Raw genomic sequence first — 19975 nt, forward strand, 5'->3', positions numbered from 1 at the left:
TTCCGGTTCGCCGTCCTGATATCAAATGAGGATTTTATGGGTAAGTTAGCGTTAGCGGCCAAAATTACACATGTGCCATCAATGTATCTTTCTGAACTGCCGGGAAAACATCATGGTTGCCGTCAGGGAGCCATTGACGGACACAAAGAGATCAGCCGTCGTTGCCGTGAAACGGGTGTCGATACGATTATCGTGTTTGATACCCACTGGCTGGTAAACAGTGCCTATCACATCAATTGTGCCGACCATTTCTCCGGTATTTACACCAGTAATGAATTGCCACATTTCATCCGCGATATGAGTTATGAATATGACGGCAACCCTGAATTGGGACAAATGATCGCGGAAGAGGCACGCAATATGGGCGTGCGCGCTCAGGCGCATGAAATCCCAAGCCTGACACTGGAATACGGCACGCTGGTACCAATGCGTTACATGAATAGCGACCGACATTTTAAAGTCATCTCTATCTCCGCATTCTGTACTGTTCATGCTTTTGAAGACAGCCGTCGTCTTGGGGAAGCCATTCTGAAAGCGATTAAGAAATATGACGGCACAGTTGCTGTGCTGGCCAGCGGCTCTCTTTCTCACCGCTTTATTGATGATCAGCGCGCAGAAGAGGGCATGAACAGCTACACCCGCGAATTTGATGAACAGATGGATCGCCGGGTGGTACAGCTTTGGAAAGAGGGCAAATTCAAAGAGTTCTGCAAGATGCTGCCGGAATATGCAGATTACTGCTACGGCGAAGGCAATATGCACGATACCGTGATGCTGCTAGGCCTGCTTGGTTGGGATAAATATGACGGTAAGGTAGAATTCCTGACCGAACTGTTCCCCAGTTCCGGCACCGGGCAAGTCAACGCGGTATTCCCGTTGCCTGATGACATTACCGATGCGCAAGCCACAGCCTGATTTGGAGTCACCTATGCCACATTTTTATGCTGAATGTACGGAAAATATCCGTGAACAAGCCAATCTGCCAGCGCTGTTTGCCAAAGTGAATCAAGCGCTGGCAGATACCGGCATTTTTCCATTAGCGGGAATACGCAGCCGTGCTGTCTGGCTGGATACCTGGCACATGGCTGACGGTCAACATGATTACGCTTTCGTCCATATGACGCTGAAAATCGGTGCCGGGCGCAGCCTTGAAAGTCGTCAACAGGTTGGCGAGATGCTGTTCAGCCTGATCAAAGAACATTTTGCCTCACTGATAGCACAGCGTTACCTCGCCCTCTCTTTTTCGATGGAAGAATTGGACCCAGTACTGAACTACAAACAAAACAATGTTCACGCTTTATTTCGTAAGGAATAGTGATGCCGAAGCCCTTTAATCAACATCCCCCGCGCTGGCTGATCCCATTATTGGGTGCGCTGGTGGCATTCGGGCCTTTGTCGATTGATATGTACCTGCCAGCCTTGCCGGAAATGGCAAGGCAACTACAGGCGACACAAGGGCAAATGCAATATACTCTGGGCGCATTTTTCGCCGGCTTTTGCATTGGCATGCTGTTATATGGCCCATTGAGCGACCGTTTAGGACGCAGAAAGCTGTTGCTCAGTGGCATGGCGTTATTCGTCGTCGCCAGTGTGGCATGTACATGGGTGACGCAAGTTGAACATTTGATTTTACTGCGTGCATTACAGGCATTTGGCAGCGGCGCGGCAGTTGTTATGGCCCGAGCCATCGCCCGTGATATCTATCGCCCAGCGGAATTACCCCGGGTGCTGTCACTGATGACGCTGGTGACAATGATCGCGCCACTTATCGCCCCCTTACTCGGGGGTTTACTATTAACCTATTTCAACTGGCAGGCCATATTTATTTTGCTGACGCTGGTCGGTTGTATCAGTGGGTTATTATTATTATTTTTGTTGCCAGAAACGCTGCCTGCTAATAATGATAGTGGAAAACTTATCACCGCGTTTAAAAACTACGGCAAATTGCTGGCTGACCGTGAAGCAATGGCAACTATCGGCACATTGGCATTCACTTGCGCCGCCATGTTCGCTTTTATCAGTGGTTCACCTTTCGTCTATATCAATTACTTTCAGGTTCCGGCGAACTACTATGGATTACTGTTCGGCTGTAATGCACTAGGCATGATAGCGATGGTGCTGATCAATGTTCAGTTACTGAAATTTTATAACCTTTCTGGTCTGTTATTTATCCAAACCAGCGCTCAATTACTGTTTGGTATTTTGCTGGTTATTTTTTATCAGCAAAATCTGACTGTTATCGTTATTTTGGTCATGCTGGTAATATCGCTGGTTAATGCCATTGGTACTAACGGCCTCTCCCTATTGCTTCAACATCGTGGTCAACTTGCCGGCAGCGCTAGCGCACTCGCTATCTCTTCGCAATTCGCGATGGCAGCACTCGCCAGCGTTGCCGTCTCTTTATTACAAGATGAAACCCCTTTTGCTATGGCCCTTGTGATGGCCGTTTGCGCCGGGTTGAGTTGGTTATGCCAGCTACTGGCAACTTCTTACCAACAGACGCAACTCATCCAAGTGTTTTCAGGAGAAAAAAACAATGACAAATAATGTGAATACAGAACTATTGCGCCAGCAGGCTTATATCAACGGGCAATGGATTGATGCCGATAACAAAGTCACGTTTAAGGTGACTAACCCGGCAAATGGCGAGGTTATTGCACACGTCAGTAATATGGGCGCGGCGGAAACAGAACGGGCAATTGCCGCTGCTCAACAAGCCCTGCCTGCCTGGAGAGCAATGACCGCCAAACAACGCAGCCAGCTTCTGCAACGCTGGTTTCGGTTAATGATGGAGAATCAACAGGCTCTGGCAGAATTGTTGAGTCTGGAGCAAGGGAAACCGCAGGCGGAAGCGATGGGAGAGATCGCTTATGGCGCCAGTTTCATCGAGTGGTTTGCGGAAGAAGGTAAACGGACCTATGGTGAAACGATCCCAAGCCCGCTGCCCGGTCGCCGGATCATCACGATCAAACAGCCTATCGGCGTTGTCGCCGCCATTACGCCGTGGAACTTCCCTAATGCCATGATCGCCCGCAAAGTTGGCCCGGCACTGGCCGCTGGCTGTACTGTGGTACTGAAACCCGCCGCAGAAACACCACTTTCAGCTCTGGCTTTAGCCGCACTGGCTGAACAAGCAGGCATCCCCGCTGGCGTACTGAATGTTGTCACGGGAAAAGATGCTAAGGCTATCGGCGGTGTTATGACCCAAAGCCCGATTGTGCGCAAACTCTCGTTTACCGGCTCAACGAGTGTCGGCAAATTACTGATGGCCCAAAGCGCCGATACGGTGAAAAAGCTGTCACTGGAACTGGGTGGCAATGCGCCATTTATTGTTTTCGATGACGCAGATATTGATGCCGCTGTACAGGGTGCACTTACCGCTAAATTCCGCAACAGCGGTCAAACATGCGTTTGCGCTAACCGTATCCTGGTTCAGGAAACCGTTTATGACACCTTCTCAGAACGTCTGGCACAAGCAGTCAATGCGTTGCAAGTTGGCCCGGCCAGCGATGTCAAATCACAGCAAGGCCCGCTGATCAATCAAGCAGCTGTCGATAAAGTGCAAGAACACCTCAGTGATGCCGTTGCTCATGGCGCACGCATACTGGCTGGCGGCAAATCACACGCTCTGGGCGGTTTATTCTTCGAACCTACCGTGCTGGTTGACGTCACTGAATCCATGCTTATCTCCCGTGAGGAAACATTCGGGCCTATCGCACCCCTCTTCAAATTCCGTGATGAGGCAGAAGCCATTCATCTGGCAAATGATACTGAATTCGGCCTGGCGGCTTATTTTTACTCCCGTGATATCGGCCGGATCTACCGTGTGGCGGAAGCGCTGGAAAGCGGTATGGTCGGCATCAATGAAGGTTTGATTTCTAATGAAGTCGCGCCATTTGGCGGCATTAAACAATCTGGACTGGGACGTGAAGGTTCACGTTACGGTATCGAAGATTATCTGGAAGTGAAATACCTCTGCTTTGGTGGCATAGAAGACACAGGAGCTTAACCGCATGTTACAGAAAGAAGTCGTATCACAGGTTGCACACCGTCTGCATCAGGCAGAGAAAAGTCGTGTGCAAATACGCCAGATCTCGTTAGATCACCCTAAAATCACCATTGACGACGCTTATGCCATCCAGCGTGAATGGGTGAATTTGAAAATTGCGGAAGGTCGCGTACTCAAAGGCCACAAAATTGGCCTGACCTCCAAAGCCATGCAAGCCAGTTCACAAATCAGCGAACCAGACTATGGCGCTCTGCTGGATGATATGTTTTTCCCTGATGGCAGCGATATTCCATGCGACCGCTTTATTGTGCCCCGTATTGAAGTCGAACTGGCATTCATACTGGCAAAACCGTTGCGTGGCCCGAATTGCACCCTGTTTGATGTTTACAATGCGACAGATTATGTCATTCCGGCGCTGGAATTGATCGACGCCCGTTGCCACAACATCGATCCGGAAACCCAACGCCCACGCAAAGTGTTCGATACGATTTCTGATAATGCCGCCAACGGCGGTGTGATTATGGGTGGCCGCCCGATTAAGCCAGACGAGTTTGATCTGCGCTGGATCAGCGCCCTGCTCTATCGCAATGGCGTGATTGAAGAATCAGGGGTCGCAGCAGCAGTACTTAATCACCCGGCTAACGGTGTTGCCTGGTTAGCAAACAAACTGGCACCACACGGTGTTCAACTTGAAGCAGGGCAAATCATCCTTGGTGGATCTTTTACCCGCCCAGTTCCGGCACGTAAAGGGGATACTTTCCATGTGGATTACGGCCCACTCGGTTCCATCAGTTGCCGTTTCGTTTAAGGGGGAGAAATATGGATCGATTAACCAACAAATTTAAACAGGCGTTAAAAGCAGGACGTCCACAAATCGGCTTATGGCTGGGGCTTTGCAGCTCCTACAGCGCAGAATTAGTGGCCGGAGCCGGTTTCGACTGGCTGCTGATCGATGGCGAACATGCGCCGAACAACGTTCAGACTATTCTGAGCCAATTGCAAGCAGTCGCACCTTATCCAAGCCATCCGGTTGTACGCCCGCCCTGGAATGATCTGGTGATCATCAAGCAGCTACTGGATGTGGGGGCCCAAACCTTACTCATACCCATGATACAAAATGCCGAACAGGCTTACGAAGCGGTTCGCGCCACCCGTTACCCACCGGAGGGTATTCGTGGCGTGGGCAGCGCTCTGGCAAGAGCTGCCCACTGGAACCGGATCCCTGATTACCTGCATCGCGCCAACGATGAAATATGCGTTCTGGTTCAGGTAGAAACCCGCGAAGCACTGCGTAACTTGCCGGAGATTCTTAAAGTAGACGGTGTGGATGGTGTTTTTATCGGCCCGGCGGATCTAAGTTCCGATATGGGTTTTACCAATAATCCACATCACCCCGAAGTGAAAGCGGCGATTGAGCAGGCTATCGCTCAAATCAAAACGGCGGGTAAAGCACCGGGTATTCTGATGTCAGCACCTGATGTTGCTGAACATTACCTGAAACTCGGCGCGTTGTTTGTCGCTGTTGGTATCGACACAACGTTACTGGCTCGTGCGGCAGAAGCGCTGGCGGCACGGTTTGGCGCAGGTAAAGACCTTCCGGCAGCACCTGCATCCAGTGTCTATTAATCTCAGCAATCACAGTATTAACAACCAATTTACCCGATAAGCTTTTGATTTCCTAAACAACGTAATACATATAAAACAGTAGATTAAGGAAAATGACAATGAGCGATTCATCCACTGCCGCGCAACAGCCGGATCTCCCGGCGGGTCAACATAAACAGCTAACGGCACAACAGCAATCTGTCATTAACAAGCTATTCCGTCGCCTGATTATTTTCCTGTTCGTCTTATTTGTATTCTCGTTTCTGGATCGAATTAATATCGGGTTTGCCGGCCTGACCATGGGCAAAGATCTTGGGCTGAACGCGACGATGTTCGGTCTGGCCGCAACGCTGTTCTATGCCACTTATGTCATCTTCGGTATTCCCAGCAATATCATGCTCAGTATTGTCGGGGCGCGACGCTGGATAGCCACGATCATGGTGCTCTGGGGGATCTCCTCCACCGCCACCATGTTCGCCACCGGGCCAACCAGTCTGTACATCTTGCGTATGCTGGTCGGTATCGCCGAAGCGGGCTTCGTACCGGGTATCCTGTTCTATCTGACCTACTGGTTCCCGGCTCACTATCGCGCCCGTGCCAATGCGCTGTTTATGGTGGCAATGCCGGTGACCATGGCGTTTGGTTCTCTGGCTTCCGGTTACATTCTGGCAATGGATGGCCTGATGAACCTTCACGGCTGGCAATGGCTGTTCCTACTGGAAGGTTTTCCTTCGGTCTTACTGGGGATTATTGTTTGGTTCTACCTTGATGATTCACCAAAGCGAGCCAAATGGCTGACTGATGAAGATAAAAAATGCTTACAAGAGATGATGGATAACGACCAACCTGCTCCGGCTCAACCGGCAGGCTCATCAACTCATCAAGCTATGCAAAAACGCAGTATATGGCATGAAATTTTCACGCCGATTATGCTGATGTATACCCTGTCCTATTTCTGCCTGACTAACACACTGAGCGCGATTAATATCTGGACGCCACAGATTGTGCAAAGCTTCAATCAGGGCAGCAGTAACATCACGATCGGTATTTTGACCGCCATTCCTCAGTTTTGTACCATCATCGGGATGGTTTACTGGAGTCGCCGTTCAGACCGGTTACAAGAACGTAAAATGCATACTGCTCTGCCCTACTTGTTCGCTGCTGTGGGCTGGATATTGACCTCACTGACCAACCACAGTCTCATTCAGTTGATTGGGATTATTATGGCTTCAACCGGTTCATTTACCGCAATGGCGGTCTTCTGGACAACGCCGGATCAAGCTATCAGCTTACGCGCCAGAGCGATCGGCATTGCAGTTATTAGCGCCACAGGTAACATAGGTTCAGCCCTCAGCCCATTATTAATCGGCTGGCTGAAAGATCAGACAGGAAGCTTTAATACGGGTCTCTATTTTGTTGCCGGATTACTGGTCATTGGCGCAGCCATTATTTGTGCGATCCCAATGAAACATTTCAGACCGAGAGCAACAACGTAATTTTCAATAATAAAGGAAAAACCCTCATGACCGGGCCTATCATTGCCAATATTGATATCAGTAAAGATTATGATGAGACCCAAGGCACAGATGATGTGCATTACCAAACTTTTGGCCGGATGGCGGCATTTTTCGGTCGTAATATGCAAGCTCATCGTCATGACGGTTTCTTCCAGCTTCATTTTTTGATCACCGGCCATATTGAATTGCAGCTGGATGATCAACACTATTCTGTACAAGCACCGCTGTTTATTCTGACGCCGCCCTCCGTTCCTCATGCTTTCTTTACTCAAGATGACAGTGACGGATATGTACTTACCGTGCGGCAGGAATTGATATTGCCGCTATTAGAATCCCTCTATCCGGCCAACAAAGATATTCTGGATATTCCGGCGATTTGCTTATCTGTCGCAGATAAACCGGAAGAGCTGGAAGCTTTTAACCATTATTGGGCGTTAATAGCTCGCGAATCATCCAATAACTTTATCGGGAGGACACAATCACTGACATTTTTGGCACAAGCACTATTCGCCCTGCTATTGCGCAATATTCCCCTTGATGACCACCCCGTTAATGGGGTACGCGGGGAAATTAGATTATTTCAGCGATTTCACCAATTAATAGACAACTATTATCGTAATCATCTTTCCGTACCGGAATATGCCCATAAGCTAGGAATTACCGAATCGCGGTTAAAGGATATGTGCCGTCGGTTTGCCAATCGCCCACCTAAACGATTGATTTTCGACCGTCAACTACGTGAAGCCAAACGGTTATTACTCTTCAGTGATTGCGCTGTATTTGAAGTTGCTTATCAGCTTGGATTCAAGGATCCCGCCTATTTTGCCCGCTTTTTTAATCGATTAGTAGGCTGTTCTCCCAGCCTTTGGCGGGAAAAAAATACTCGCGAAACATAAACAGCAATACTCTTTATAGCACGATAGGCACTTTTTATTCTAACCGTAATGAAAATATGAAACTTGAAAGTTTTAATATCGATAAAAAATCTTTACCTTAAACTACAAATGAGGTGACGATTACTACGCTATCTATCTTTTAAATCTTTATATTTCCCGCTATCAGATCACCCAAAATTTAATCATTTTTGTTACAAAATCTCTTCCCAGAATTAAAATTATGAATATACTGGAGTTATATGACTTACTGGAACTATTAAGGATAAGTTAATGGCGACTGGAGGGCTGATACTAAGGAAAAACCGCTATTTTACTATTTGTGGAAATAGAGAAAAGACAATGCATTTAATAATGAGAGTTTCAGAATGAGCAAATTAGCTATCGCTTTAGCTTTAAATATCAGTTATGCCATTTTTTGCGCGTTATTTATATTTTTGATGTCTTATTTAGAAGAAGAACACTACGTAGTTGGTAAGGATTTAAATAACATCTGTGCTATTTATAGAGCACTTATAGATGATAACCGTGATCTATTTGCACCAACATGCTTACTGATTATATCGCCATTAATTTATGCAACTGCAAAGAAAAGATTCAAATCACGTTCCCTTAATGTCATTACATTTACGTTACTGGGATATTGGATATGGCGGTTTTTTATCAGACTAATGGTGTGTATTTAAAATAATGTCAAATAAATAGGTAGCAGCTATCAGACGCTACCTAAATAGCCTGTCGGGTTTAAAATCCGTTTTATACTTTGATTTTATGACAATCATGGCATTTGAAAACCACGTATTTCCTAATATTCAAATCACATAGAAATCACAGAATTAAAAATGTCTTTATAAACACCTCGTTATGAAAAAAATAACTATCTCATTATCACTAACCATATGATATAAAAAAATAAATAACCTAATGACATTGATAATATCGACCCTATTTTTTCGCCATATTTCTTCTGTATCCGCCTTATTAATGTAAATTATTTCAAATTTATAAATTTTTGGTTGACTTTTCTACACACCCTACATAAGAATCAAACAAACAGTATAAGGAGTAACCAATATGGCGAATATAATTTATTTAACACTGAAAGGTAAAAAACAGGGTTTGATCTCCGCTGGCTGCGGCTCTTTAAACTCTATCGGCAATCATTACCAGCATGGTCATGAAAATGAAATCTTCATTTACACGCTTCAACATTTAATGACCCGAGAGCAACATGCTTCTCATCATCCGGTCATGATAATAAAGCCTATCGATAAATCTTCGCCTTTATTGGCACAGTGTTTTTCTGAAAATGAAGAACTGGAATGTTTATTTGAATTGTACCGAACATCGCCAACCGGAGGGTTAGAAAAATACTATTCTATCAGGCTAGGCTATGCTTTTATATCCAGCATAAAATCCAATTACCCGCACTCCAAAGACAATAATGCAGGCACACCACAAGAAGTTATCTGTTTCACTTACAAGAATATCACCTGGAACAATCTTGCTTGTTCAACAGGTTCTTATAGCTTCTGGGATGACAGGATCTATTAACTATGAATAACGTCAATTATTTGACTGATGATGCTGTTGATTCAGAATCTGAAAATGGGTTACGCATTGTTTTTTCGCCGGTTCAGTTGGCAGCAGTTCTGTCGGATAATACCGTTACTGAAGAAGAAACCTGGAGTAACCGAATATTAGGGGGTGCGGGTTTAGCCGCCGGGGTAGTTGAACTTATTGGCGCCGGCGGTCTTTGTCTGGTACCCGACCCGACCACACTCACTAAAGCGGCCTGTGTTATTGTCGGGGCACATAGTCTTGATGTAATGAATGCTTCTGCCAGTCAAATGATAACCGGCAGAGAAACAATGACGGAAACTTATCGCGCGGCGGTAGATTTAGCGAAAGAATTTGGTGCTGATGACTATACCGCGTCTGAAATAGGTCTTACCGTTGATATCGCTGTACCGTTATCATTTGCTTCAATAGTGGGAGCTGTTAGAGTTGCCTCTATTCGGGTAGGCAGGATTAAATTAATTGAGCATGAGTCAGAGACTGGATTAAAACCAGGTGGTCATACTTTGGCTAAACATGTTGGGTTATCGGAGCAGGAGTTGAGGGATAGGATACTAAACAGTAAAGGAAGATTAAGAGAAGTAAGCACATTTTATAACCAAGATGTGGCAGAGAAAGTAATTTCAAAAGCCTTAAAGAATAATCAGATAAAAATAACCACTTTACTAAAACATACTCCAAAAGGAGTAAAACAAGAGATTGAATATGTTTCAAGCACACCTGTTGGTTTTGGTCTTATTAATGGATCTAAAAATATACAGAAACTATATAAAGTTAGAGTAGTTCTAACTCACTCCGAATTCAATGGTAAACTATATTATATATTAACAGCATTTCCAACATATTAAACCTTAGGAAAGAGAAATGGAACTCAATCGTTTAATGTTTGCTTATTTCAATCAAGATTACGATATAATATCTGGCCCAGAACTTGATGACGTCATAAATGACTATCTTGATACTGCAAGCGAAGAGATGAAAAGAGAGTTAATGGAGGAGATAGAGTCTTTTATCCAGAATTCAGAAGATATAGAGAAAGACTTTCAAGCACTCTATTATAGTTCTAGTTTCTGCCCTAAATTATGGAATACCACAGCACTTGAATTTTTAAAATACGTATTGAAAAAGACACAAAATTGTTTAGATAAATATTAAAGTGTTCTTGAATGCAACAATAGAAAAGGAGGTTTAATTTAATGAACGGACAGTATCCTTTTCTAGATATTTTTATGTATGCTTATTTTAATCAAGATTATGCGATAATATCTGGACCAGAGCTTAATGACGTTATCGATGATTTTCTTCACGTTGCAACTCGAGGAATGATAAAAGGGTTAATAGAAGAAATCGATTCTATTATTAACACATCCGAAAATGTAGAGAACAGATTTGATTTTCTCTATCACGACTCCGATTTTTGCCCTGAACTGTGGGACACCACTGCTCTTGAATTTATAAATTACGCATCCAAATTAGCACAAGAATATTTGGATAAAGATGACTAACCATAGTAATTTTTAATGTGACAATAAACAAAGAGGTTAAATATAATGGAAATGAGAGAAAAATTGCAGTACATAGATAAGCTGAAAAATGCTATTGATAGGAATGATTTTGAATCATTTCACGAAATATTAAATGAGTTGCAAGGAAACTTTCTTAACATTGCACCACTAATATTATTAGACAATATTAATTATCTTATCCGTGACGCTAAAAATATAAAAGGATGTTTTAGCAACCATCATTATGATGCAGCTGATCCAAAGTTATGGGAAACCATTTCCGCCATATTAGAACATCTGAATCAGTCATCAAAAATAATGCAAAGTTATATAAGCAAACACCTTAAAAAGGATAAATAAATCAACCTTGAACCCATAAAATTTTCGAATAAAAAACGCTTTTGAAGGCAATAAATAATTATCTATTATACTTCAAAAGTGCTACTCAATAGTAATGACTTTTATTCTGATATATGGGAAACTGTAACTTTAAATTTTCTAAATTACACACTAAAAAAAGTAAAAAGTTATTTAGATAAGAATGAACAAATAACTGATCTAATTAAATGAGAAAACTATGCAAAAAATCACATTAATTACGGGTGGATCACGCGGCATTGGTCGTGCAACAGCTTTTTATCTGGCAGAAAAGGGACATCATATTGGTATTGGTTACCATACCAATCAAGATAAGGCTTTGGAAGTCATCGAAATTATCTGTCAGATGGGTGGTAAAGCTATCGCAATCCAAGTCGATGTCGCTGATGAAAAACAAGTTATCGAACTTTTCCAGAGAACCGATACAGAACTTGGATACATAACAGGTTTGGTCAATAACGCCGGAATACTTAAACCACAGGCGTCTATTGAGCAATTAACCGCTGATCGCTTAAATGATATTTTCGCCACCAATGTCGTGGGCAGTTTTCTCTGTGCACGGGAAGCCGTTAAAAAAATGTCTTTACGGCATGGAGGTCAAGGTGGATCAATCGTCAATGTTTCATCAGCAGCATCCCGGCTGGGAGCACCGCATGAATATATTGACTACGCAGCATCGAAAGGCGCAATTGATACTTTAACTATCGGCCTGTCTCTGGAAGTCGCAGCTCAGGGAATTCGGGTAAATGCCGTTCGCCCCGGATTTATTTATACCGATATGCATACTGATGGCGGCGAGCCAAACCGGGTTGAACGAGTGAAGAATTCTCTCCCAATGAAGCGTGGCGGACAACCGGAAGAAGTCGCACAAGCTATAGCCTGGTTATTATCGAATGAAGCCTCATACGTGACCGGGAATTTTATTGACCTAGCCGGAGGGAAATAAAACGACAAATTGGAAAAGAAACCAGAGAATGAAAGACGATCCACATTTTCAATTACCCCCAAGTTAATATCTGTAGTCCATTATTAATCAGCTGAATTGGCATATTAATAACAAGGCAAATTGCTGCTGCCTGGATAAATAATATGCCAGAACGCTCGTCCAGCTTAGTGTATATCCTACGCGGTCACCAGATAGCCGATATCCAGCAGCACCTCGACAACCGCCGAACCAAAACCGCCTACCGCATCCGTGATGACGGCAATTTGCCGACTCATGTATCAATTCCTTCTTTGAAAGTCGTGTCGATGATCTTGCGGGCGTTAACCATGGCATCAAAGATGCGTTCTTCGAAGAAGCGCACATCATCCTGTGATATCAGCAAGTTAGAATAGATACGCGACAACGGTGAGAACTGGATGCCGTAGTGTTTAGCCGTCTCGCGGATGATGTCGCCGCAGCACTTTACCTTATCTCTGTAACCCAGGGATTGCTCGACCGGCTCCTGCTGAGAGTGGTACACCAGCGCGGTTGGCATACCCTGAATCACCAGAGGTAGATCAACCGCTTCAGCCGCCTTGACGAAAACATTGGCGAGTTGACGAGTAATGCCAGCCATGCGGTCGTAACAACCCAGATCACGCTCAATCAGTGAAAAAGTTGCCTTGATAGCCGCCAGCCCCAGCGGATAACCATTGAAAGTACCGGTATGGATTACTTTGCCACGGGTATACAGGTTCATGATGTCGCGGCGGCCAACAATGGCGGAAATCGGCATTGCACCACCGCCCAACGCCTTGCCGAAGGTCGCCAGGTGCGGGGTGACGCCCAGCAGTTGCTGCGCACCGCCGAGGCCTAAGCGCACACCGGTGATAACCTCATCAAAAATCAGCACAATATTGTATTTTTCACACAGCGCCTTGGCCTTCCCCAGATAGCCTTCACGCGGGAAAATGCCGCCACCGTTGATACAGATAGGCTCCATCAGCACAGCAGCGATTTCGTTGTGATAGCGCTCAATAGTCGTCGCGAGCACGTCAATGTCATTCCACGGCAGCATAAAGGACTGACCAGCAATCGAACCGCTCTCGAGCCCCCTGGTATCGGGCAAATCGCCCTGAAACTGCTCTGGTGCCGGATAGTGAAGATCCTGCTCATTACACCACCCCATCATGTTATCGGCATTGCCATGGTAATGGCCGTAGAAACGAACAAAGCAATTTTTGCCGGTAAAGCCACGTGCCAAACGTAACGCATTCTGTACTGCCTCGGTACCACTCAGGCAGAAGCGGACCATCTCGGCACAGGGGATGTGCTTCACCATGGTTTCACACACTTCCACTTCCAGATCGCAGGTATCCACCGATGTGACCTTGCCCATGTACTGAATTAGCGACTCGTTGTAGGCTTCATTGTGATGACCAACAAACAGTGCGCCGAACTTACAGAATAGATCGAGGTGTTCATTACCATCCAGGTCCCAGACGCGCGAGTTGCGCCCTCGGTTGAACGGGATCACCAATGACTGTTTAGGATCGTCGAAGTTGTAATGAGTGCCACCAGGCAGCAGATCCCAGCATTTGTTATAAAACTCCTTTGAACTTTTCAATGACAGTTTTGTTACTGCGTCCATAGATTGCTTACTTTCCGCCTGTGTTTCTAGTGTCGAATTGCCGTTAGCATGATCTACACCTTTGGATAAGTTAAACGGCGCATACCGCTTAACCGGTTCCGGAAGCGTGACGTGCATAAGCTCAAGCAGTGCAATGCGAGTCAGGTAAGCAGCTCCACTCATCAGCAAGTGGGCAAGTTCCGCCACCTTGCGCTGCGCCACATCCTCCAGTGGCGAGCCCTGTAGCCACTCGTTCATCGCCCCCATCGCCGAACCGCACCAGATTTGATAATCCATATGGCGCGTCGCTTCACCGTTTATCGCCCAACCAGATGACTGGCCGAGATACCACTGAAACAGCAGCGCCATTTTTTTCTTTGGCTGCTGCTCCGCCTTTTCAATCACCGCAGACAGGTTGCAACGCTGGAAATAAGCCACCGTCTCCTGCCAGATTTCAGCCAGCGGCTTATGGAAGATCTGCTTTTCCAACTGGGCCACGTCCTGAGCCGGGAGCACGTCCAAGCTGTCGTACTGCTTATACAGCGCGTAGAGCTTCTGGGCGCGTATCGCATACATACTGCCCAGTTTCAGCACCTGTACTTTAGCGCCCAGCTCAAACATATCTGCCGACGGCGCCGTCGCCACATCACCTATCTGCGCCTTACCTAACATCTGTTTTACTGTCTCAGAAGTGCCAGCCTCCACGCAAGCCTGGTTTATTGAGCCGGTCACTACATACGCCGCGCCGAGGGCAAAAGCAGACAGAATGGCGTGAGGGGTTCCCAAACCGCCTGCCGCGCCAATCCGCACCCGGAAACGGTGGCCGGACTCGTGCTCAATGTCGTCGCGTAGCTGCACCACGGAGCGGAAGATACAGGACAGTACCCCTTGATCAGTATGGCCACCGGAGTCTCCTTCCACGGTAATGTCATCCGCCATCGGCACTTGACGCGCCAACGCTGCCTGCTCTGCGGTAATCACCCCCTCAGTCAGCAGTTTTTTCAGGATATTTTCCGGTGCCGGACGCAAAAAACACTCAGCAACCTCACGGCGTGATACCTTAGCAATGATGCGGTTTTGGCGCAGGATGCCGCCATCTTGTTGCCACTTCAGCCCACAAGTGCGGTAGTACACCAATGCCATGCTCAGTTTGATATAGGCCGAGGCCTCAACCACCCTGACCTGGTGCTCCATGCACAACCGCACACAGGCCATTTCCCACTCCGGGTTGCCGGGGTTGTGCAGAAGGTTAACACCAAATGGCCCGTTGGGCAGGTGCTGGCGCAGCGTGGTAATAGCCTCGGCAATGCGCGGAATGCTCAACCCACCAGCACCTAAAATACCAAGGATACCGTGCTGACCCAGGGCGATCACCATCCCTTCTGAATGAATGCCATTTGCCATCGCCCCTGCGTAATAGGCCAGACGTACGCCATAATCCCGGCGGAAACTGTTATCCCCCAGATCGGCTTCCGTCACCGCCGGTAACATACCGAGCACAACCGCCTGCCCGGAAGGAAGTGGTTCATTGGCCGGTAATAGCGCCACCCCGTCACCCAATTGCACCACTTGCAGGGCGTGTTCAAGATCATACAAACTGGCGGAACCCGCCGTCAGCGGCAGCGCAGATGCTGGGTATCGGCTACTGGATTGGTTAACAGATAAACGATGACTCATTTTCATGCTCCCTGTGTCAACAACGCCGCAGTGGAAGGCAGAGACAGACGCCGGGTAAAGCCTGTGCCCAAGTTATCACACAGACCAATGACGTTGCCGCGATAGATGATTTCAGCGATGAAGATCAGCGAGATAGCCGTCAAAGTAGTGCTATCATCCTGGTACTGAGCATCGATCGATTTACAGGTCAGGCGATAACGCAACACGTTGCGTTCGCACTTTACTTCACTGCGAAATTTAGCGCTGCACTGAAGGTTGTACAGCGAGTGGGAGACCAAATCGCTTTGCGAGTTCAGCCCAAGATAATACAGGTAGAACTTTACCAACTGTTCGCAACCCTCAACCAATAACGTGCCCGGCATAACCGGATCGTTTTTGAAATGCACTTTGAATACCCAGTGTTTGGGATCAATATCCATCTCACCGATCACCTCCCCCAGGCCAAAAGCCCCGCCGGATAAGTCAACATTCAGCACCCGACTGAGCATGCGTGAATGTGGAGCAGAAAATTTGACGGCACCGTCATGGGCATACTGCGGACCAAAACAGGTGGCAATGTCCCCTTGCATCAGAGCACTGATATGCTGTTCGTCAAAACGTTGGCGCAGGCAGCGCAACAGCGGCGTGAAGGGTTGGGCCAGTTTTGCTGCGGCAAAATACGGCGCGGTATCTATCTGCCTGACTTTGGCGATGTCGCGCATGGTAAAGAAGCCGGAGTTACCTACCTGTTTTAACACCAGTCGCTCACCGACGTAGCAGCAATATTCATAGGCAATCAAGACCATCCCTCCAGCGCGCACGCAGGAGTTGATATCGACCCGGCCACGCAGCACCTCACCCGCCTTCGGCATCTCGCTGTACACCGTGGTTTGACTGTCTACCGCGCGGTAGCCCAATAGCCCTTTGAACAGGTGATCACAGCCGATGACAGTGAAGGCCACTATCAGCGCGTGGGAGGATTCCAGGACGATAAAAGCCGGGGCCTTGCCGTCCACCACATACCAGGCATCAACAGGAATATCGTACTCCCACTCAATGTAGCAAGGCTCAAGCCGATCCTTAACCGCTGACAGCGCGGTAATACGCGAGACAAACAGGTACGGCGGGGACGGCATGCGAGTGCGTACCGGATAACAGTCCACCTTGGCATACTCTACCCCCAGCACATTTGCGACCAAACCGTCAGTCAGCTCAATAATCTGGCTCTCATCGAACAGCGGCGTACTCGCGGCAGCGGCGGCGGAATGATCACTGAGGATGTGTTTAAGCAACTGATAATAAGACTGTTCAAGGCGCAAATACTGTAGTTGGGTTTGTGCATTACGCACCAGGTACTTGAGCGCGGTAGCCGCAGGAGTCACCTGGGTATCAGGGTTCGTCGCGATGTTCACCGCACCCGAGAAATATGCCAGATTGGTTTCGTTGATAATAAAATCAGCCAGCGTTTTCTCCCTGGCGGTATAGACCGTGACCTTAAACTCCCCCGCAGCCGGTGCCGTGGCTTTTGCAGGCCGAGCACGCGGCCCATCCTGCGATTCGCGCAGGATCATATGACTGTAAGCGCGGTCGATACCGATATGGTTGATTGCCGCACGCCGCAACCCCTGTACCGATTGCGGCCAGAACTGTGTTTGCTTCGGCAAAGAAAAATGATCTCCGCCGCTGTATGTCAACTGGGTGGATTGTGCATAATCGGGTAATGCCGGCAGATAGCGCTGGGTAAGTTGCAACGCTGCTTTGATAATTCCCAGCAAACCGTTAGCCGCCGACAGATGACCATAGTGCGCCTTCAGTGTACCGAGGGTCAGCGGTGCCTGGCGCTGTGGCGAAGCATACACCTGGCCCAATGCGGCCAGCTCAGTGGCAATCTCATTAGGCCGCCCACCAGCGTAAATCTCAAGGTAATCTATCTGTTCCTCGGTGCAGCCCGCTGCCGCCAGCCCCTGCGTCATCGCCATAACCATCTCATCTTCGTCGGCGTTGAACACCAGTTGGCGATCCGCCGCATGACCGATCGCCAAACCTTCAACTACCGCATAGATGGGAATGGTCTCGCGCAGAGCATCCTGTTCCCGCCGCAACACCACGACACCGCCACCATCACCCACCGCTTGATTCGCCTGACACGACTGATGGTCCCACAAGACGTTTTCTACCCCGCCGGCAAAACTACAGCTGGCAACAATCACGGCATCAACCTGTTGACGGGCGAGCATGAACTGTGCCAGTTCAAAAGCTTTGAACGGCGCACTCTCTTCACTGTACAACGAGAATACCGGGCCATTCAGGTGCAGGTGAGCGGCAAGCCGACTCGCCACCACGTTACCAATCCCACCGGTAATGCCCTCTGGGTACGGGGTCGGGCACAAGCTATCCTTCAAGATGGTTTGTAATGCCTGCACATCGGTGTCAGGCAGTTCGATGTCGTGACTACGCAGACTCTGCGCCAATTGCCAGCTGATTTCATTACGGGCCTGGCTACGTAAACAGCCATAATCCACTCCTCCGGCAACAATCACGGCAATGTTGCGTTTACTACCGTCCAATGCATAACCCGCGTCAATGAAGGCACGCTCGGCCACCGGCAATAAAAATAGATGGGAAAGCAGATATGGGCCGACTACGTTCGGCGGCAGCTTGAAACGTTTGCAATCGAACTCAAATTTCTCAATGTAGGAACCTAGCGGTGGTTGCTCTACCCCGCGCATAGCCAACACATCGGCACGCTGTTCAATGCCCATCCAGCGCGTTGGCGGCAGCGTATACAAATGCTGTGTCCCTTGTTGCACCGCCTGATCCAGGGTATCGGTATCCTCCGTCTGCGCCAAGTGTACGCCAATACCCACCAGCGCCAGAGGCGCAATCACCAACGGGCTCCAAGATTCGCTTTGCGCGGCACGCAACCGTGGATGATCCTCACTGATCACCATATGGGCATTGACACCGCCGAAGCCGAACGCATTAATTCCGGCACGCTTTGGCCGACCATTAGCAGGCCACGGCTGAGTACTACGAACCACGTGTTCGAGACTAAGCTGACCAGCCGGCGTGGTCACCAATTGCTGCACACCAAGGGTCGCAGGAATCAGATCGTGCTGCATAGCCAGGATCACCTTCAACAGACTGCCCATACCAGACGCCGTCAGCATGTGACCATTGTTAGCCTTATTGGCCCCCAACAGCAGCCTCTTTTTCGCACAATCAAAGAAAGCTTCAACCGTCGCCAACTCGACTTGATCACCCACCGGGGTGCCGGTGGCATGGCATTCGAGATAATCTATCTCGGGACTGCTGTTGCGGTAGGCACGCTCCAGCGCCAACCGCTGTCCGTTGGCATCCGGCACCAGAATATGCTTGCCCCCAGCGTCGTTGGATAAACCGATCGATTCAATTACGCCATAAATTTTGTCATTATCACGAATGGCATCGGCATAACGTTTGATCGCCACAATGCCAGCTCCCTCACCCGCTTTCAACCCTTCGGAGGTGCGTTCAAAGGGCACCGAGGCACCACCATCCGGGAAGGCCCGCAGGATATTAAACCCTTGGTTAATATAGATATGATCGGCATGGCAAACTGCGCCGACCAGCATCATCTCTGCCTTGCCGAAAGCAAGGTAATCTGCTGCCATTTTTATTGCGTAAAGCGCCGATGAACAAGCGGCATCCAGGGCATAACTCGGCCCCTGCAAGCCCAATGCCTGGGCGGCGATGGTGGCATTATGCCCACCCGTTATCAGGTTAAGATCTGAATGCGCCTCTTCCGGCCAGAATTGATCGAAACTGAAATCTGGGCGTCCAATTAATTGCTGGACATATGGCGTTAATAAACGATGGTAAAACGGACTCATCAAACGCTTGCCACTATGCGTCGGCATACCTATATTACCAATTAACAACCCGGTCTTTTTTAACACGGCCTGTTTATCACGGTATCCACTATCATTCAGCGCCTCTGCCGCCGTATAAATCGTCCATTTAAACAAATTGTCCAAAGTAAGTATTTCATTCTCAGGCAACGCATAGCCTTTCGCGTCAAAGTGAAAATCGCGAACATGTCCATTTCGGTTATAACTTATTTTATCAACTGTGCCTGAAACTGGATGATAATAAAATGCAGGATCGACACCGACTTCCTTAGCAGATAACGGGGTTGTACTATCATTTTTCAGGCAAAGGTTTGCCCAGTATTTTTCAATGGTATCTGCCTCAGGAAACAGACAGCCCAGCCCCACAATCGCAATATTTTCCATGACAG

Annotated in this window: 17 protein-coding genes; 15 read left to right on the plus strand and 2 right to left on the minus strand. The window is 47.8% G+C overall.

Annotated elements, in window-relative coordinates; translation table 11 throughout:
- Positions 1–36: 36 nt before the first annotated feature.
- The 15 genes from hpaD (at position 37) to ACGF7G_RS10535 (ending at position 12431) form a co-directional block, all read left to right on the plus strand.
- Positions 37–915 carry a 3,4-dihydroxyphenylacetate 2,3-dioxygenase gene (gene hpaD, locus ACGF7G_RS10465; protein ID WP_387465273.1) on the plus strand — a complete coding sequence of 293 codons (879 nt, stop codon included), beginning with the start codon at positions 37–39 and terminating at the stop codon, positions 913–915.
- 13 nt (positions 916–928) lie between these two features.
- On the plus strand, positions 929–1315 hold the full coding sequence (locus ACGF7G_RS10470; protein WP_387465275.1) for a 5-carboxymethyl-2-hydroxymuconate Delta-isomerase: 387 nt from the start codon (positions 929–931) through the stop codon (positions 1313–1315).
- A gap of 2 nt (positions 1316–1317) precedes the next feature.
- Positions 1318–2547 (plus strand): Bcr/CflA family multidrug efflux MFS transporter, encoded by a 1230-nt coding sequence (locus tag ACGF7G_RS10475; RefSeq protein WP_387465276.1) that lies wholly within the window; start codon positions 1318–1320, stop codon positions 2545–2547.
- The gene (locus tag ACGF7G_RS10480) at positions 2537–4009 is read left to right on the plus strand and encodes an NAD-dependent succinate-semialdehyde dehydrogenase (protein ID WP_387465279.1); all 1473 of its coding nucleotides are present in this window, start codon (positions 2537–2539) and stop codon (positions 4007–4009) included. The genes ACGF7G_RS10475 and ACGF7G_RS10480 overlap by 11 nt, the downstream gene beginning before the upstream one ends.
- A gap of 4 nt (positions 4010–4013) precedes the next feature.
- The gene (gene hpaH, locus ACGF7G_RS10485; RefSeq protein WP_133813613.1) at positions 4014–4817 is read left to right on the plus strand and encodes a 2-oxo-hept-4-ene-1,7-dioate hydratase; all 804 of its coding nucleotides are present in this window, start codon (positions 4014–4016) and stop codon (positions 4815–4817) included.
- A gap of 11 nt (positions 4818–4828) precedes the next feature.
- Positions 4829–5635, plus strand: coding sequence for a 4-hydroxy-2-oxoheptanedioate aldolase (hpaI, locus tag ACGF7G_RS10490; RefSeq protein ID WP_387465281.1), 807 nt, complete (start codon positions 4829–4831; stop codon positions 5633–5635).
- Positions 5636–5733: 98 nt separating this feature from the next.
- The gene (gene hpaX / locus ACGF7G_RS10495) at positions 5734–7110 is read left to right on the plus strand and encodes a 4-hydroxyphenylacetate permease (protein ID WP_387465284.1); all 1377 of its coding nucleotides are present in this window, start codon (positions 5734–5736) and stop codon (positions 7108–7110) included.
- Between the two features lie 26 nt (positions 7111–7136).
- Positions 7137–8027 carry a 4-hydroxyphenylacetate catabolism regulatory protein HpaA gene (gene hpaA / locus ACGF7G_RS10500; RefSeq protein ID WP_387465286.1) on the plus strand — a complete coding sequence of 297 codons (891 nt, stop codon included), beginning with the start codon at positions 7137–7139 and terminating at the stop codon, positions 8025–8027.
- Positions 8028–8392: 365 nt separating this feature from the next.
- On the plus strand, positions 8393–8710 hold the full coding sequence (locus ACGF7G_RS10505) for a YjeO family protein (protein WP_133813609.1): 318 nt from the start codon (positions 8393–8395) through the stop codon (positions 8708–8710).
- Between the two features lie 388 nt (positions 8711–9098).
- Complete coding sequence (locus ACGF7G_RS10510; protein WP_387465288.1) at positions 9099–9578, plus strand: Hcp family type VI secretion system effector; 480 nt, start codon at positions 9099–9101, stop codon at positions 9576–9578.
- A gap of 2 nt (positions 9579–9580) precedes the next feature.
- Entirely contained in the window at positions 9581–10450 is an 870-nt protein-coding gene (locus ACGF7G_RS10515; protein ID WP_387465290.1) for an RNase A-like domain-containing protein, read from the plus strand.
- Between the two features lie 16 nt (positions 10451–10466).
- A complete protein-coding gene (locus ACGF7G_RS10520) occupies positions 10467–10757 on the plus strand; it encodes a contact-dependent growth inhibition system immunity protein (RefSeq protein ID WP_387465292.1) in 291 nt (96 codons plus the stop codon).
- A gap of 41 nt (positions 10758–10798) precedes the next feature.
- Entirely contained in the window at positions 10799–11107 is a 309-nt protein-coding gene (locus ACGF7G_RS10525; protein ID WP_387465295.1) for a contact-dependent growth inhibition system immunity protein, read from the plus strand.
- A 45-nt stretch (positions 11108–11152) separates the two neighbouring features.
- Complete coding sequence (locus ACGF7G_RS10530) at positions 11153–11467, plus strand: hypothetical protein (RefSeq protein WP_387465298.1); 315 nt, start codon at positions 11153–11155, stop codon at positions 11465–11467.
- 217 nt (positions 11468–11684) lie between these two features.
- On the plus strand, positions 11685–12431 hold the full coding sequence (locus tag ACGF7G_RS10535; RefSeq protein ID WP_387465301.1) for an SDR family oxidoreductase: 747 nt from the start codon (positions 11685–11687) through the stop codon (positions 12429–12431).
- A gap of 271 nt (positions 12432–12702) precedes the next feature.
- Here ACGF7G_RS10535 and ACGF7G_RS10540 read toward each other — a convergent pair whose 3' ends face one another.
- Together ACGF7G_RS10540 and ACGF7G_RS10545 are read right to left on the minus strand one after the other, a co-directional pair.
- Positions 12703–15717 carry a PfaD family polyunsaturated fatty acid/polyketide biosynthesis protein gene (locus ACGF7G_RS10540; RefSeq protein ID WP_387465304.1) on the minus strand — a complete coding sequence of 1005 codons (3015 nt, stop codon included), beginning with the start codon at positions 15715–15717 and terminating at the stop codon, positions 12703–12705.
- A 2-nt stretch (positions 15718–15719) separates the two neighbouring features.
- Positions 15720–19970 carry a beta-ketoacyl synthase N-terminal-like domain-containing protein gene (locus ACGF7G_RS10545; RefSeq protein WP_387465306.1) on the minus strand — a complete coding sequence of 1417 codons (4251 nt, stop codon included), beginning with the start codon at positions 19968–19970 and terminating at the stop codon, positions 15720–15722.
- Between the last annotated feature and the right edge of the window lie 5 nt (positions 19971–19975).

This window comes from Photorhabdus sp. RM323S (genome assembly GCF_042879375.1).
Classification (GTDB): Bacteria; Pseudomonadota; Gammaproteobacteria; order Enterobacterales; family Enterobacteriaceae; genus Photorhabdus; species Photorhabdus tasmaniensis.

Coding starts and splice junctions, on each gene's coding strand:
- ACGF7G_RS10505 (WP_133813609.1), top strand. CDS start 8,393: ATGAGCAAATTAGCTATCGCTTTAGCTTTAAATATCAGTTATGCCATT.
- ACGF7G_RS10515 (WP_387465290.1), top strand. CDS start 9,581: ATGAATAACGTCAATTATTTGACTGATGATGCTGTTGATTCAGAATCT.
- ACGF7G_RS10535 (WP_387465301.1), top strand. CDS start 11,685: ATGCAAAAAATCACATTAATTACGGGTGGATCACGCGGCATTGGTCGT.
- ACGF7G_RS10470 (WP_387465275.1), top strand. CDS start 929: ATGCCACATTTTTATGCTGAATGTACGGAAAATATCCGTGAACAAGCC.
- ACGF7G_RS10525 (WP_387465295.1), top strand. CDS start 10,799: ATGAACGGACAGTATCCTTTTCTAGATATTTTTATGTATGCTTATTTT.
- ACGF7G_RS10475 (WP_387465276.1), top strand. CDS start 1,318: ATGCCGAAGCCCTTTAATCAACATCCCCCGCGCTGGCTGATCCCATTA.
- hpaH (WP_133813613.1), top strand. CDS start 4,014: ATGTTACAGAAAGAAGTCGTATCACAGGTTGCACACCGTCTGCATCAG.
- ACGF7G_RS10530 (WP_387465298.1), top strand. CDS start 11,153: ATGGAAATGAGAGAAAAATTGCAGTACATAGATAAGCTGAAAAATGCT.
- hpaA (WP_387465286.1), top strand. CDS start 7,137: ATGACCGGGCCTATCATTGCCAATATTGATATCAGTAAAGATTATGAT.
- ACGF7G_RS10510 (WP_387465288.1), top strand. CDS start 9,099: ATGGCGAATATAATTTATTTAACACTGAAAGGTAAAAAACAGGGTTTG.
- ACGF7G_RS10545 (WP_387465306.1), bottom strand. CDS start 19,970: ATGGAAAATATTGCGATTGTGGGGCTGGGCTGTCTGTTTCCTGAGGCA.
- hpaD (WP_387465273.1), top strand. CDS start 37: ATGGGTAAGTTAGCGTTAGCGGCCAAAATTACACATGTGCCATCAATG.
- hpaI (WP_387465281.1), top strand. CDS start 4,829: ATGGATCGATTAACCAACAAATTTAAACAGGCGTTAAAAGCAGGACGT.
- ACGF7G_RS10540 (WP_387465304.1), bottom strand. CDS start 15,717: ATGAGTCATCGTTTATCTGTTAACCAATCCAGTAGCCGATACCCAGCA.
- ACGF7G_RS10520 (WP_387465292.1), top strand. CDS start 10,467: ATGGAACTCAATCGTTTAATGTTTGCTTATTTCAATCAAGATTACGAT.
- hpaX (WP_387465284.1), top strand. CDS start 5,734: ATGAGCGATTCATCCACTGCCGCGCAACAGCCGGATCTCCCGGCGGGT.
- ACGF7G_RS10480 (WP_387465279.1), top strand. CDS start 2,537: ATGACAAATAATGTGAATACAGAACTATTGCGCCAGCAGGCTTATATC.